The organism is Pontibacter sp. GD13, from assembly GCF_058216355.1.
This window is the reverse complement of sequence record NZ_JBYZMQ010000004.1, coordinates 39,835-55,051: the sequence shown is the minus strand read 5'-3', so window position 1 is coordinate 55,051 and position 15,217 is coordinate 39,835. Positions and strand designations below refer to the sequence as shown.

Annotated in this window: 14 protein-coding genes; 7 read left to right on the top strand and 7 right to left on the bottom strand. The window is 50.4% G+C overall.

Annotated elements, in window-relative coordinates:
- Positions 1–66 precede the first annotated feature (66 nt).
- The 4 genes from rlmB to AC4BAN_RS07810 form a co-directional block, all read right to left on the bottom strand.
- Positions 67–894 (bottom strand): 23S rRNA (guanosine(2251)-2'-O)-methyltransferase RlmB, encoded by an 828-nt coding sequence (rlmB, locus tag AC4BAN_RS07825; RefSeq protein WP_490563838.1) that lies wholly within the window; start codon positions 892–894, stop codon positions 67–69.
- Positions 867–2,105 carry a GWxTD domain-containing protein gene (locus AC4BAN_RS07820; RefSeq protein ID WP_490563837.1) on the bottom strand — a complete coding sequence of 413 codons (1,239 nt, stop codon included), beginning with the start codon at positions 2,103–2,105 and terminating at the stop codon, positions 867–869. The genes rlmB and AC4BAN_RS07820 overlap by 28 nt, the downstream gene beginning before the upstream one ends.
- 87 nt (positions 2,106–2,192) lie before the next feature.
- Positions 2,193–5,147 (bottom strand): glycosyltransferase family 117 protein, encoded by a 2,955-nt coding sequence (locus AC4BAN_RS07815; protein WP_490563836.1) that lies wholly within the window; start codon positions 5,145–5,147, stop codon positions 2,193–2,195.
- Positions 5,148–5,270: 123 nt separating this feature from the next.
- Complete coding sequence (locus AC4BAN_RS07810; RefSeq protein ID WP_490563835.1) at positions 5,271–5,891, bottom strand: T9SS type A sorting domain-containing protein; 621 nt, start codon at positions 5,889–5,891, stop codon at positions 5,271–5,273.
- Between the two features lie 458 nt (positions 5,892–6,349).
- Between AC4BAN_RS07810 and AC4BAN_RS07805 the strand changes: the two genes are divergently transcribed.
- Complete coding sequence (locus AC4BAN_RS07805; RefSeq protein ID WP_490563834.1) at positions 6,350–6,949, top strand: YceI family protein; 600 nt, start codon at positions 6,350–6,352, stop codon at positions 6,947–6,949.
- On the opposite strand, the gene AC4BAN_RS07800 is transcribed toward AC4BAN_RS07805, so the two are convergent.
- Positions 6,942–7,691, bottom strand: coding sequence for a biotin--[acetyl-CoA-carboxylase] ligase (locus AC4BAN_RS07800; protein ID WP_490563833.1), 750 nt, complete (start codon positions 7,689–7,691; stop codon positions 6,942–6,944). The genes AC4BAN_RS07805 and AC4BAN_RS07800 overlap by 8 nt on opposite strands.
- 50 nt (positions 7,692–7,741) lie before the next feature.
- On the opposite strand from AC4BAN_RS07800, the gene rsfS reads away from it, so the two are divergent.
- From rsfS to AC4BAN_RS07775, 5 genes are all read left to right on the top strand, one after another.
- Positions 7,742–8,116, top strand: coding sequence for a ribosome silencing factor (rsfS, locus tag AC4BAN_RS07795; RefSeq protein ID WP_490563832.1), 375 nt, complete (start codon positions 7,742–7,744; stop codon positions 8,114–8,116).
- 65 nt (positions 8,117–8,181) lie between these two features.
- On the top strand, positions 8,182–10,311 hold the full coding sequence (gene ftsH, locus AC4BAN_RS07790) for an ATP-dependent zinc metalloprotease FtsH (protein ID WP_490563831.1): 2,130 nt from the start codon (positions 8,182–8,184) through the stop codon (positions 10,309–10,311).
- Between the two features lie 10 nt (positions 10,312–10,321).
- Complete coding sequence (locus AC4BAN_RS07785) at positions 10,322–10,975, top strand: LutC/YkgG family protein (protein WP_490563830.1); 654 nt, start codon at positions 10,322–10,324, stop codon at positions 10,973–10,975.
- A complete protein-coding gene (locus AC4BAN_RS07780; RefSeq protein WP_490563829.1) occupies positions 10,959–11,729 on the top strand; it encodes a UDP-2,3-diacylglucosamine diphosphatase in 771 nt (256 codons plus the stop codon). The genes AC4BAN_RS07785 and AC4BAN_RS07780 overlap by 17 nt, the downstream gene beginning before the upstream one ends.
- Positions 11,719–12,549, top strand: a complete 831-nt coding sequence (locus AC4BAN_RS07775) for an NHL repeat-containing protein (protein ID WP_490563828.1) — start codon at positions 11,719–11,721, stop codon at positions 12,547–12,549. Before AC4BAN_RS07780 ends, AC4BAN_RS07775 begins: the two co-directional genes overlap by 11 nt.
- Here the strand turns inward: AC4BAN_RS07775 and AC4BAN_RS07770 are convergent, their stop codons facing one another.
- Together AC4BAN_RS07770 and AC4BAN_RS07765 are read right to left on the bottom strand one after the other, a co-directional pair.
- A complete protein-coding gene (locus AC4BAN_RS07770) occupies positions 12,550–12,879 on the bottom strand; it encodes a DMT family transporter (protein ID WP_490563827.1) in 330 nt (109 codons plus the stop codon).
- A gap of 75 nt (positions 12,880–12,954) precedes the next feature.
- The gene (locus tag AC4BAN_RS07765) at positions 12,955–13,839 is read right to left on the bottom strand and encodes a GNAT family N-acetyltransferase (RefSeq protein WP_490563826.1); all 885 of its coding nucleotides are present in this window, start codon (positions 13,837–13,839) and stop codon (positions 12,955–12,957) included.
- Positions 13,840–14,017: 178 nt separating this feature from the next.
- Between AC4BAN_RS07765 and AC4BAN_RS07760 the strand changes: the two genes are divergently transcribed.
- The gene (locus AC4BAN_RS07760) at positions 14,018–15,175 is read left to right on the top strand and encodes a zinc-dependent alcohol dehydrogenase (protein WP_490563825.1); all 1,158 of its coding nucleotides are present in this window, start codon (positions 14,018–14,020) and stop codon (positions 15,173–15,175) included.
- Positions 15,176–15,217 lie beyond the last annotated feature (42 nt).

Here is a 15,217-nt window from a genome sequence, read left to right as displayed (position 1 = left end):
GGGCTTGCCATTAATGGCAAGCCCTTCACTTTTTTCTTTACTTTATACTTCCGCTGTTTGCCTAAGCTATTTTGCGTTGGAAACATTGTCCTTCAGGCGCTGACTCATGGCTTCGTAAAGTATAATGCCTGTCGCCACCGAAACATTCAACGAGCCAATCTGCCCCATTAACGGGATACGGAGGCGCGCGTCAGCGCGCTTCAGGTATTCTGGCGAGATGCCGTCCTCCTCACTTCCCATCAGAATGGCAGTCGGGCCCACAAAGTCTACGGCAAAGTCGGTCATGTTATGCTCCGTCTTTTCGGTACAGGCTACCACCTGCACGCCATAGTCCTTAAGGTAATCCAGGGTGTCCTTCAGGTTTTCTTCACGACAGACCGGTACCAGGTTTAGCGCACCAGCCGAAGTTTTCATGGCATCAGCATTTATCTGAGCGCCACCCCGACTCGGGATGATGATGGCATCCACGCCCATGCACTCCGCATTCCGGGCAATAGAGCCGAAGTTACGCACATCCGTTATCCTATCCAGGATGAGTAAAAGTGGGTTCTTGCCCTGCTCAAACAACGAGGTCACGATCTCATCGAGGGGCATGTAAGTAATGGGGGAGATTAACGCCACCGCTCCCTGATGGTTTTTTCGGGTAAGCTTATTCAGCTTTTCGAGGGGTACGGTTGCCACGGGCACGTCATGCCTTTTAGCCTCCGTTAGTATCTCATCGGTGGTAGGGTTTTTAGCCCCTCTCTGCAGAAATATCTTTTCCAGCGTTTTTCCGGCTAGCATGGCCTCCAGAATAGGGCGTGAGCCGAATATCATCTCTGTCTTATCTTCTTTTGGTGTTCGGTGGCCGCCGCCGTAGCGGTTACCTACATTTCTGTTATTGCTGCTCTCCATTTTGCTACTGTGCTGTACCAGCCGTCTTCGTACTCGCGAAGCCGCACCAGTTCATAGTGATTTTCAGTAAAGTTATTCTCTTTTTTATTAAAAACGAACTTTACGTAAGGGCTGGTCTCTGACTCCTGGTAAATCCAGCTGTCAGAATTGCCTACATGGCTTACCTGGGTTGGCCTGCCGTACAGAATATAGATCATGCCCCGATCGGTAGCCCAGCCGGGTTTATGGGAAGTATACAATTTGTTGGCCGTTTCAACCCGCCCGTAAAAAATACGGATCAGTTCGCGTGCGGTGGTTCTGTTGCCGCCTACTTTCAGCCAGAAAGCATCGACAGCCTCTTTTACGTTCTCCGAGTTAAACAATGCCTCACGCTCCGACGAGGTGGTTATGTAGATAAGGGGCTGCAGCATCTCCTTGGCCATGGTAACCTGCGGAAAGGCCCATGCCTGCGCCAGAATGCCACGCCCAAAACTTGTTCCGGGGCTAAACAGGTATACCCCCTCCTGCTTAAACAGAATGGTGTCGCCATCGGCATACTCAGCAGAATCGGAAGGCACTAAGGTTTTGGGCTGTGGCGCCTGCCGCAACGACATGGGGGGAAGTGCAGGCGAGAACGAGGTTTTAAAGTACTGCACTTTTACCGGTTCATTTTTAATACCGTGTTGCTGTACAACCAGGGCCTCCGATGTATTTACATAGTCCTCCAGAAATGGCTTACCAGATCGGGCGCGCAACAGCACATACCCTTTGCCAAGCATATCAGCGTTCAGCGGAATCGTAAAACGCATCGCCATGCGCTCCTGGCCAACCAGGGCCTGCCAGAGGCGCAGATGAATCACATTGGGGGCTCGTACAAACCCGGCAGGCACCGCAAACTCCATGTCTAACTGCCCTTCAGTATCTGTGATCCTCCTGCCCGGTTTTACCAGCGAGTCGCTTGCCAGCACCTGGTCTTTGTCCGTCCCACCGGTTCTCACAAAGTACTCCATAGCGGTGGCGGCTTCCAACACATCCATCACCTGCTGTTCGTCCTTGAACCTAACCAGCAGGTGCAGGCTCCCGTCTTTGGCGTAAAAGTTATACTTCATCGTGATTTCCGGGGACACCGACCGGACCGCCACAGGTTGTAGCCTTGGCAAGCTGGAAGAGCCGCAAGCAGCAGTTATCAAAAGTATAAACAGAAAAGTAAGGTACATGAATGATCGCGTCATGGTCAGCTACATGTCAGGGGTCAAAACAAAAAGCCGAACCGCGTACAGGCGGCTCGGCTTTAATTACTCTTGATTAAACTATTTTGTTTAACGGCGCATGCGCTGCAGGTACTGCATGAACTGTTGCTGCAGTTGCTGCGACCGTGTTTGCATACCTATTTCTTCTGCCGCACTTACCAGCTGTTGCAAAATGATCATGTTTGTCTGGATCTCAGTATCAAACAAAGCTCCCTTGGCAAAGTAATAATCCAGAGCCTTCGCCGATTTGCTGGCCATAGACTCCAGCACCTCTTTGGCCATCTGCTCCTCGCCTACCTCCACCAGCATCGGGATGAACTGGGGCGTGTAGTAATCGTAGGGCACTGCGGCCTCAGGGAATACCTTAAAGCTGCGGTCAATCACTTCTTTAGCACGTGTAATGTTTCCATCCTCCAGATAAGCCATCGCCAGCTTTGCGAATTTATCACGGGCATTGGCTGAGAAGCGGTAATAGTTCTCGTCGTAGAAAATATCCGGATTATCGAAATTGCGGAAACTGAATTTATGCATCAGGTTGTCGTACATTACCTCTTTATTCACATATCCCTGCTGATTCTCGTCAGCGGTTTTAACAGGTACTACCCGGTAGGCCAGTCCATCCAGCTGGAAATAGTTTGACAGGCCAATAAAGTCGGCGCTGTTAACGGTAGTGGAGAAATAAACAGGGCGCTCCCAATTGTTAGTTGCCAGCAGGTCCAGCATTACCAGGTGCTTCTTCTCGAGTATGGATTTATTGATTGTCCAATTCATGCGGTCCACGATCTCTGGCTCTTTAGCGGCGGGCACAAAATTCATGGCATCCACTTTCGCCTTGTCTACTTTTAGCGAGAAGTTTTTTGTAGGGAAGGTAAGCAGCGTGGTACCCTGCCCATACTGCACCTGCAAGGCCGGGTTGTTCTCTTTTACAAGGTTTATAAACTGGTTCAGGTCGATACCGGCAGCCACTTGCGGACGCTCAACATAAGGCAGGTAGTCGTTCGTTCCCTGGCGGTAGTTCTCCGGCCCCAGCGTCAGCGGCCATGGCGCAGATTTATACGAAGGCTGAGTCATCTGGTCGATGTACCAATCCGTGTTCAGGTAGCTTAACACGGCTACGCGCACATCGGTACGGTAACCTTCTACCTCCTGAGCATACCAAAGCGGGAAGGTGTCGTTGTCGCCGTTGGTGAATAGGATCCCGTTAGGCGCTACGGAGTCGAGCAGGTTCTTCGCCGAGTCAACTGACTGATAGCGGTCTGAACGATCATGATCGTCCCAGCCTTCTGCTGCCATTATGCCTGGCACGGCCAGCCCTATGAGGGTAGCGGCGGCAGCACGCGAGTTTGTACTTTTCAACACCCTGCCCAAAAGGTCGGCCAGGCCCATTACCCCTAGCCCTATCCAGATGCTGAAAGCGTAGAACGAACCGGCAAAAGTATAATCCCGTTCACGCGGCTCTACCGGCGGTTGATTGAGGTAAAGCGCGATAGCGATACCCGTAAAGAAAAAGAGCAGGCCGATGACAAACGCGTTCTTTTCATCCTTGCGCACCTGGTAAATTAACCCCAGTATACCAATCAGCAAAGGCAACAAGTAAAAGCTGTTACGGGCTTCGCTGTCCAGTACCCGCTCCGGGGCGTTGGGGTCGTTTTTGCCAAACCAGAGTACCCCTGCATTCTGCACATCGCTTTCGCGCCCTGCAAAGTTCCACAGGAAATAGCGCCAATACATATGCCCTAACTGATAGCGGAAGAGGAAGCTGAGGTTCTGCCCGAAGGTGGGCGCCTGGCCCTCGCGCAGGTCAATCCATTTTTTATACTCATCAATGTGCTGTGGCTGGTCGCTGTACACACGAGGCAACAGGGTTTTATCTTTGCTGTCGAACACAGGTTCCACTTTGCGTCCGGTTTCTATGTAGCGGTCTTTGCCCTTTACATAGCGCGGAGCGCCCTCCTTCTGGTCTACTGGCTGGGCATTGTACTGTGGTCCGTACAGTAAGGGCCGGTCTCCGTACTGCTCGCGCTTCAGATAGGCCACAAAAGTCAGGATGTCATCCGGGTCGTTCTCATCAATGGTGGGCTCGTACGAAGAACGGATCGGGATCATCATATAAGAGGAGTAGCCGATCAACACAAAGATAAAGCTCAAAATGGCCGTGTTAAGCACCCGGTGGTTATACTTGATAGAATAGCGTAGGCCGATCACGATTCCCGTGAGCAGCAGGACCACAAACGTGATCACCCCGGAGCTGAAAGGCAAGCCCAGCGTATTTACAAAAAACACCTCGAAGCCACCTGCCACCGAAGGCAACCCGGGAATAACACCCCAAAGGATAGTCATTACGATGACCGCGCTAACGGCAAAGGCCAGGACACCTCCCCAGAAAGAGGGCTTGTAAAGTCTGAAATAGTAGATAAACGCCAGCGCCGGTATGGTTACCAGGTTCAGTAAGTGGGCACCGATTGACAGGCCTACCAGGTAAGCGATCAGCACCAGCCACTTATCGGAGTGCGCCTCGCCAACCTTAGCCTCCCAACGCAGCATGGCCCAGAAAACAATGGCCGTAAAAAAGGACGACATGGCATAAACCTCTGCTTCCACTGCCGAAAACCAGGCGGAGTCGGAGAAGGTATAGGCCAGTGCGCCAACAGCGCCACTGCCCATGATCAGCAAAATGTTGCCTCTTGTTGGCAGTGCACCCTCTCTAACCAGTAGTTTTTTAGCCAGAATGGTAATTGTCCAGAACAGGAACAGCACCGTAAAGGAACTACACAGCGCCGATAGCAGGTTCACCCACCAAGCTACCTGAGTAGGGTCGCTGGCGAACATAGAAAAGATGCGCCCCACAAGCAGGTAAAAGGGAGCTCCGGGGGGGTGGGGCACCAGCAACTTATACGAGGTGGCGATAAACTCACCTGCATCCCAAAAGCTGGCAGTTGGTTCCAGCGTTAACACATACACTGTAGTCGCGATAAAGAACACGACCCAGCCCACGAGGTTATTTATCTTACGATAATCCGTCATAGCTTTAATTGATTCAGCCCCGAAAATACTAAATAATGTAACGCGGCTATAAAGTTTTGGTATTTTAAAATCAAAAAGCCGACTGGGGAGCCGGCTTTTTGATTGTGATATAGCTTTATGCGATTATTTCTGGAGTACGAGTCGTTTCGTCTCCACTGTTTTATCATTTACCAGCAGGCTGTAAAAGTAGATGCCAGAAGGCAGGCTTGTCATGTTCAGCTCCACTTCCATCTTCTCGGCTGGCATCAGCTCGTGCACACTCAGCACTTTACCAATGGTGTTGGAGATGCGTATCTTGTAGTTCTCGCTGCCGCCCGGCAAGCTCAAGGATAACCTGGTAATGCCCCTGGATGGGTTTGGGTAAGCATTGATAGAAGGCAAAGGCAAAGGCTTGATGTTGCGTGCCGGAGCTATTGAAGCCAGGCTAACGCTTGCGTTGCCATAAACACCCCTGGCCCCCTTGTTCTCTACCACATGAAACACCTGGCTCACAGCCGAGGCGTATATCTTAGAACAGGTATGCTCCTCTTCTGCGGTACCCACAAAAGCAGGACGTGCGTTCTGGGCGGAAACACTCAGTTGAGAGCCTTTCTCCTGAATGAGCTTCCAGGTAGTTGCGCCCCCTTTGTAAGCAGGCACCACTCCTTCCCCCGCGGCAACCCTGCTGTTTGCGTTGGCTGCAAAGCCAAGCAAATGCGCGCTGATAAGGATAGTTATAAGTAACAGTTTTGTAAAATTCTTCATATGGCGCGTCTCGGTTTAGGCGAATATTTCCCTCTGACAATTAACATCAAAGATAGCTTAAATAGGTGGAAGTATAAATGTTAATTTTAAAATATTTGTGAACAAAGCCTCCCGGGGCAGTGACACTATTTGCTGGCCATACGGTAACGTTTCACAGCTTTAATATGCCAAAAATAGTGCCTACTATTTATAAAAAAGGGAAAATTTAAAAAGTATTACCGCAAAGTACTAACCGTGGTTTAGCGCTACCCGCTAAACCACGGTTGCTTTCCGCTACAGAGAGGATCTCGTCCTAATTGGAGACAAGCAATTTTTTTCCTGACAAGAACGGCATGCGGCAGCCGCGCAATACTTTAGTAGCAAGATTTAAAATATTGTTACCAAAAGGTAGCCTTACGCCCTTTTTTCCCCAACGAAGCGACAACCATATTTCCTGCTTCTAGTTTATAAGAGTACACATGCGCTCTGAAAACATGAAACTGCTCTTGCTACTTATAATACTGCTGCTCTGTCAGGTTACTGGCTTTGCACAGCAGCAAAGATACAAAGGCAACGGGCAGATCACATTCTCCGCCGGGGCACCCCTTAGTCTCATTAAAGGCACCTCTAGCCAGGTAACGGGCCTGATTGATCTGGAATCCGGCAAGGTGTCTTTTGAGACACCGGTTAGGTCATTTCAATTCGCCAATTCGCTGATGCAGGAGCGCTTCAACGACAAATACATGAATTCTTCCCGCTTTAGCAGGGCCACCTTTACCGGAAAACTGACTGACTACCTGCCAAACAAAGGACAGGAAGTAACAGCGCAGGGTACGCTTACCGTGCATGGGGTATCAAAAAAAAGAAGTATAAAAGGGACGCTGGTGAGGCAGGGCGACCAGCTGCTCCTGCAGTCAGTTTTTGTAGTAAGCACCAAACAGCACCGCATTGATTCGCCAAAGCTTACAAACGATTTTATGGCCGAGGACATCAAGGTTCAACTCAACATGCTCTTATTGCCTGCCCTGCCCGTTAACCATGGAACAGTATCGCTAAATCAAAAACGCCAGGCTAGATAACATAGGCTATTTCTTTGAAGGCGAAATACCGCAGCTCATTCGCAACTTTCACGGCCAAACGGCCATCTTCTGCCACTCCCAGTATCTGCCCCCTCACCTGTTGGTTTTCCAGTATAAACTCATGCTCTTCCTGAAAGCGGTAAAGCGCCTGCAGATACTCAAATTTTAGCTTGGCGGTTTTACCGTTGCGCAGCTCCAGGTAGCGCTTCTCCAGAAACTCCAACAGTTTTTCAGTAACTTCTTCCAGGTTCAACGTTTGGCTTGTTACCTGCGCCATGGAGGTGGCAGTGTCATATCCGAAACGCAACTGGTTTACATTTAAACCAATCCCAACTATACTATGTTGTAAAGTCAGGCTGTTAATTGAATTTTCTATTAGAATCCCACCAAGTTTCTTATCTTCAAAGTACAAATCGTTGGGCCACTTTACCTGGGCTTGCTTTAATCCCATCGCGTGCAAAAGGTCCAGCACCCCCAACGACACAGCCATGTTGAGGTAGAACTGGTGATTAATGGCCAGGAATTTTGGGAAAAGCACAACCGAGAGCGTCACATTTTTCCCTGGTTCCGCCTCCCAGCTGTTTCCACGCTGGCCACGGCCCTGGGTCTGCTGTGCAGTAACCACTGTACAGCCCTCTGTGGCTTCATTTTTGATAAGAAGCAGCTGTGCCTCAGAATTTGTGGAAGAGCAGACCGGCAGAAAATAAAGCTGCTGACCTATAAACAGCGTATTAGGCAACATACATTAACCTAGAATTTAGTACTTTTGTACATCAAAATTAAGTATAGCAGATGAAAGAAACCAAGGGCGAGGCAAATTCAGACATATTGGCAGAACTTGTTGTCAAAGGAATGCAGGAAAAAAAAGCCTCCGATATTGTAATAATCAACCTTAAATCACTCAAAAACGCCGTTTCCGACTATTTCGTGATCGCATCGGCTAATTCCGACACACAACTAGATGCTATCGCCACTTCCATTGAAGAAGAAGTGTTTAAAGCGATCAGGCAGAACCCATGGCAAAGTGAAGGCCGCCTGAACAAGGAGTGGGTACTACTGGATTACGTAGATGTGGTGGCACACGTATTTTTGAAAGATAAACGCGAGTTCTACGCTTTAGAAGAACTATGGGGCGATGCCAGCATAGAACATGTAGATACCGTTTAACCCCCCTGGCTTAGCTAAACTTTTAGCGCGGGCCTTGGTTTTCACTTAACTGAAACAAAATTTCAATGGCAGATAAAAACAACAAAGGCAACAAAAAGAAGAGGCCCATGATACCCAACACGCCGCCGCGCCCTACCATGCAGCTGTGGATGCTGGCCGTATTGATCCTGTTGATTTTTGGATTGACCTACTTAAACAAAACAAGCTCTTCTGTAGAAACCACGCAGCAAGAATTTGAAGAAATGCTGCTGAGTGGCGATGTAAAGAAACTGAACATCGTGAACGGCAAAACGGTGGAGGTCTTTCTAAAAGACGAAGCTCTGCAAAACGACAAATACCTTCGGGATACAGACAACACCAGCGCGCTCTCTATGAACCCCGAGCCGGGCCCGCAGTTTCATTTTCAGGTTATCTCAGCCGAGTCTTTTAAGGAGGACCTGGACAAACTGCAGGAAAACCTCCCTAAGGAGCAGCACATTGGCTATAACCTGGTAGACAGAACCGGCTTTGCGGATTTCTTCCTGCAGTGGGGCTTTCTGATACTGCTGGTTTTCGGATTCTGGTTTCTGATGCGCCGCGTAACATCCGGTGGCGCCGGTGGGCAGATATTTAACATCGGCAAATCCAAAGCAGCCCTTTTCGACGCTGAAAACAAGGTAAAGATCTCCTTTAAGGATGTGGCCGGCCTGGAAGAAGCCAAAGAAGAGGTGCAGGAGATTGTGGAGTTTTTGAAGAACCCTTCTAAGTTTACGGTGCTGGGTGGTAAGATACCGAAAGGAGCTTTGCTGGTAGGCCCTCCGGGAACGGGTAAAACCTTGCTTGCAAAAGCCGTGGCCGGTGAGGCCGACGTGCCTTTCTTCTCCCTGTCAGGTTCCGACTTTGTGGAGATGTTTGTGGGCGTGGGTGCCGCACGTGTGCGCGACCTCTTTAAGCAAGCCAAAGCCAAGGCCCCTTGTATCATCTTTATTGATGAGATTGATGCCATTGGCCGCCACAGAAGTCGGGGATCTACCCCAGGCGGGAACGATGAGCGCGAAAACACCCTGAACTCGCTGTTAGTAGAGATGGATGGATTCGCGACTGACTCTGGCGTTATTATACTGGCTGCCACGAACCGCCCCGATACCCTGGACTCCGCTTTGCTGCGCCCCGGCCGTTTTGACCGCCAGATCAGTATCGACAAACCAGATATCAACGGCCGTACTGAGATATTTACAGTACACCTGAAGCCCCTGACGCTGGCCCCGGATGTGGACGCCAAGAAATTAGCAGCTCAAACTCCAGGTTTTGCCGGCGCTGAAATAGCCAACGTATGCAACGAAGCCGCTTTGATTGCAGCCCGTCGCAATAAAAAAGCCGTGGAGATGCAGGACTTCAACGACGCCGTTGACCGGGTGATCGGAGGTCTGGAGAAAAAGAACAAGATCATCTCGCCGGAAGAGAAGAAGATAGTGGCTTACCACGAAGCTGGCCACGCCATTGCCGGCTGGTTTCTGGAGCACGCCGACCCGTTGGTGAAAGTGAGTATCGTTCCGCGAGGTGTAGCAGCTCTGGGTTATGCGCAGTACCTGCCAAAGGAGCAGTTCCTGTACACCACAGAGCAGTTGATCGACGAGATGTGCATGGCCCTGGGTGGTCGTGCTGCCGAAGAGATCGTGTTCGGCAAGATCTCTACCGGCGCCTTAAGCGACCTGGAGCGCATCACCAAAATGGCGTACAGCATTGTAACTATGTACGGCATGAACTCCAAGATAGGCAACGTGTCTTTCTACGACTCGAAGCAAACCGATATGGCCTTTAACAAGCCCTATTCTGAGGCTACCGCCGAGACCATTGACGAGGAAGTGCGCCAGATCATCAGTGCCGCTTACGAGCGCACAAAAGGTTTGCTTAGAGATAAGTTTAATGAGTTGGAGATCGTGGCAAGAGAGCTGTTGGAAAAAGAAATTCTTTTCCAGAGCGATTTGGAGCGTTTGGTAGGCACACGTCCTTTTGAGGCGCTTACTACCTACCAGGCACATACAGCAGGCACTGACCGCAGCAAGACCAAAAGTGAAGTGGAAGATGCACATCCTTTGGAAGATGAAGGTTTAACACAGCACCCGGAGCAGGAAGAAGGCAGTGTACCGGGTACGCCGCTGGAAAACAGCAACGCCCCTGCAGCCAGAGATAACATTAACTCACGAACAGCTTGATAGAACAGGCATGTACGAAGCAAAATCAAAAGAAATAGTTTTAAGAAGGGTAAGAGAGGCGCTGGCTAAGTCGGCGCCTTTTCTGCCTCCTACCCCTGATTTCAGCTCGCCGCTGTACCCCGAGGTGCCCACTGAGGACATGTCGGTGGTGTTTGCGGAAAATTTTATTCGGAACGCAGGGGTGTTTGTGTATTGCGAGAACGAAGAGGACTTCTTTGATCAGCTTTTCACTTACAAAAAGGAGCAAGACCTGCAACACATGTATGTGTGGGAGCCTAATCTGCAAAATGTATTGCACCATGCAGGCATAGAGTTTTCTGCGGACCAGGAGAGCTTCGTGCGCGATGCTGAGGCAAGCCTGACTACCTGCGAGGCCCTGATTACACGCACCGGAAGCATTATGGTGAGTTCTGCCAATGCCGGCGGACGCCGCCTGAGCATTTACCCACCCACACACATGGTGGTGGCCAAAGCCAGCCAGTTGGTTTCTGATATCAAAGATGCGCTGCAGCATGTCCGCACCAAGTATAAAGCGGACTTCCCCTCGATGGTATCGATGGTGAGCGGACCAAGCCGCACGGCTGATATTGAAAAAACATTGGTCATGGGCGCCCATGGCCCCAAACAGCTCGTACTTTTCCTGATTGATGACCTTCCGCATTAACGAACTGCTTCCTGGCAAGCAAGTGTACTTTGCCTCCGATTTTCATTTAGGAGTACCCGACGCCAAAACCAGTAAGGAAAGAGAGAAAAAAATTGTCAGGTGGCTTGACATGGTTCGGCACGATGCCGCTGCCATCCTGCTGCTTGGTGATATTTTCGATTTCTGGTTCGAGTACAAACATGCCATTCCGAAAGGCTATGCCCGGCTACAGGGTAAACTGGCGGAGCTTACGGATGCCGGTATACCGGTGCTTTTTTTCACGGGAAACCATGATATGTGGATGTTCGATTACTTTCCGCAAGAACTCAATATTCCCATTCTGCGTGAGCCCATTTCCACCAGCTTCGGCGACAAAACCTTTTACATTGGGCACGGCGACGGCCTTGGCCCCGGCGACCACACGTATAAAGCCCTTAAAAAGGTTTTTAACAACAAGGCCTGCCAGTGGCTGTTTGCGCGCATACACCCTAATCTTGGCATAGGCGTAGCCAACCTTTGGTCCAGAAGAAGCCGTATCAGCAATGTGCAGAAAGATGAGGCTTTTTTAGGCGAGGAGGAGTGGCTGGTACAGTATTGCAAAGCGGTAGAAGAAAAGCAGCACCACGATTTCTATGTGTTTGGCCACCGGCACCTGCCCCTCGACATTGCCATTGGGGAGCAAAGCAGGTACCTGAACCTGGGAGAATGGGTCAATTTTTGCACATACGGCGTATACGACGGCAACAACTTTGAGCTAAAGACCTTTGAAAGCTAACCTAGGCATTTTCCTATTCCTGTTTTTCTGGCAGTTCGCGCCGGCACAGGCTCAGGACACCCTGCTGGTGCCACAGCTAAAGTATAGCCACCAGGTTGCGCTCAGCTCGCCTACTACCATCTCGAAAGACAGAAACGGCAACGTTTATTTCTTAACCGCCAACCATACCCTACTTCGCCTCGACCCGCAAGGCCGTCCGTTGGGCACTTACTCCCCTCCCAACCGTGGCCGCATTGGCGCTATAGACGCCTGGAACCCGATGAAAGTGATGCTCTTTTACCAGGACAGGCAGGAGATCCTTTTAATCGACAGGTTTCTGCGGCCCATTGGAAATACAACCTTAACGGACCTGAATTACCCTGGTACCGCAAAAGTAGCCGCACTGGCCTCCGACGATGGCGTTTGGCTGTTCGATGAAACGAACCTGACCCTTAGCAAGCTGGACCTGCGGCTTCGCAAGGTGGTAACAGAAACGCCGCTGAACCTCATTCTGGACAAAGAACGCTTTGACGTAAAACAACTGCGGGAGTACCAGAACATGGTGTACCTCTTGGATGCCAATGGCATTTTTGTGTTTGACAACCTGGGGAATTACAAAAAGAAGCTTCCTGTAACAGGCCTGAGCACTATGGGATTTCGCGCCAATGAGTTATACTTTGTAAAAGACGGGCAGCTGCATTTCCTCAACCTTTACACGTCTGCCAGGCGCACTTACCAGCTCCCAAAAGAACAGCCCGTTGTTTCGGCTTTAGTAGGAGAAGGGTATTTATACTTGTGCACGCCAAAAGCGCTCAATATTTACACTTGGCATAACGAGTAGTTATTTCGCACCTGAAAACACTTTCAGCCCCACCACACCCGCCAGGATCATAAGCAGGCAAACAATACGCAGGAAGTCGCGGGGCTCATTTAAAAACACAATGCCAAGTGTGGCCGTACCTGCTGCACCAATGCCCGTCCAGATACCATAGACCGTACCCAAAGGCAAGTGTTTCATCGCCTGTGAGAGCAGCACAAAGCTTAGAATCATTACAATTACCGTCGCCACGCTTACACCCAGCTTTGTAAATCCCTCGCTATACTTCAGGCCGAAGGCCCAGCCAATTTCACAAATACCCGCCAAGATCAGGTATACCCACGCTGCGTTCATATCTTCATTTTTATTGATGTTATAAGTTGTTCCGCGCTATAATCCTAAAACACCGGATAAACGAACTAACGCTGTTTAAGAATCTGCTGCTTTACCGATCGTCATGCGCATCTCGTGTTGCTTCAGGAAAGGCTGGAAACAACGCCCCTTTATATAAGCCAAAAAGTTGGACGCAGCCGTGTCGATGTTGATGAGCATCAGGCTACTGGTTTGAGCCAACAAGCTAGCTTCGCGAAGCAGTGCTGTGGCAATACCGGCCCTTCTGTAGGCGCCAGCAACCGCCAATTGTGCGATGGCTCCACTCTTCGGATAAAAAACAATGTAGCCGCAGCGCATGCGTGCTGTATCCAGGGCCTCCAAAACTACTGCATCAGATTCACTGCGCTTCACAGCATCAACATTATTTTGCCACGATGACGCCATGTCCCACCATTGCTGATAAAGCGCCCACGCTGGGTTAGCAGTTCTGGAGATGGACACCCCTTCCTGCAAAGGCACCTCCAGCAACAGCTCATTTCTAGCTGCCCGGAAGCAGTCGAACGAACGGCTGATGCGCAAGCCTACATGCAGGTAGCTTTTTAAGGCGGGGGTATTCTCCTCTATCACCTCTAGTAAACACTGCTCTATGCCGCCCTGGCGTAGCTTTTGAAGCAAAAAAAAGTAAAGGCGCTGCGTTATTTTCTGGTTTCTATACGCCGGCACCACGCCTGTGCCAGCGTTATAAGCCGTGGGCTTGCCATTCCACTCTCCTACCCCTGTCAGTATAAAGCCCACCATTTTGCCTGCGGCGTAAGCTGCTACACAAAAGCCGGGCACGATACCTTCTCTTTTTCGTTTCGCACTAAACTGCTCCTCGTTTAGCTGCACAGGTATCAGGTAGTCGGCAAATGCCTCCAAAAATGTTTGCCGCACCAAGGGCATTTCCTGCTCTGTCAGAGTTTTTAGAGTAAGCGCTGCCATACTTTTTCCATTAACGATTCTGTATGTGATGTACAAAAATATAAAAGCCCGGGCAGTATAGGGCATGACTCCCTCCAAAACGCACCGTTCCCTTATAACTAGTTACTGGTAAACCCGTTAATACTTGTTAATCTGCCGGCTAACAACTGGCCGCGCGCTAACCTAAACTTAATAAGCTATGAAAGCACTGGTATTCCACAAAATCAATGATGTAAGCGTTGACACGGTTGATGATCCCCGTATCGAGGACCCGCGTGATGCCGTGATTAGGGTAACCTCTACTGCCATCTGCGGTTCCGATCTGCACATCCTCGACGGTTTTATCCCACAGATGAAAGACATGGTGGTAGGCCATGAGTTTATGGGGATTGTAGAGGAAGTGGGCCCAGCCGTTAAAAACCTGAAAGTAGGCGACCGCGTGGTGGTTCCTTTCCCGATTGCCTGCGGCACCTGCTACTTCTGTAACCACGACTGGCCCACCCAGTGCGAAAACTCAAACGACAACTATGGTCCTGATGGCGCTTTTCTAACCCAAAAAGGGGCCGCCCTCTTCGGTTACACCGATCTGTACGGAGGATACCGGGGGGGCCAGGCCGAATATGTGCGGGTACCCTATGCTGATTATGGCCCTCGTATAGTACCCGATGGACTGACAGATGAGCAAGTGCTTTTCCTGACAGACATTTTCCCGACAGGATGGGCCGCTGCCGACTGGGGCAAGATAAAAGGGGGAGAGACAGTCGCCATATTCGGGGCAGGCCCGGTAGGCATCATGGCAGCGAAGTCGGCCTGGCTGATGGGTGCCGGCAGGGTAGTAAACATCGATGTGCAGCAATACCGCCTAGACATGGCCAGGAAAGCAGCAAACTCCGAAACCATACTTTGGTCTGATCAGGACCAGGTTGTGGAAATTATCCGGGGGATGACGGAAGGACGCGGCGCGGACGTATGCATCGACGCTGTGGGCATGGAAGCTGACCGCAGCTTTTTTGACAAAGCCAAAGCGGTTTTCAATATCGAGAAAGGAACCCCGAAGGTGTTGGAAACGTGCCTGAGAGCAGTACGCCGGGTTGGCATTGTGAGTGTGGTGGGCGTTTACGGCTCCACATTCGATAACTTCCCTATTTACAGATGGTTCGACAAGGGAGTTACCCTGATGGGTACCCAGGCGCCGGTGCACACCTACATTGACCATTTGATGAAGCTGGTGCAGGAAGGTAAGGTAACCTTAGAGGATATCATCACGCACACCCTTCCGTTAGAGCAAGCCGCCTACGGCTACGAGATCTTTAAAAACAAAAAAGATAATTGTGTAAAGGTAGTCCTGAAGCCATAGCATAGGCTTATCATACTTTTAAGGAGGGGGCGTGCCAGCCGC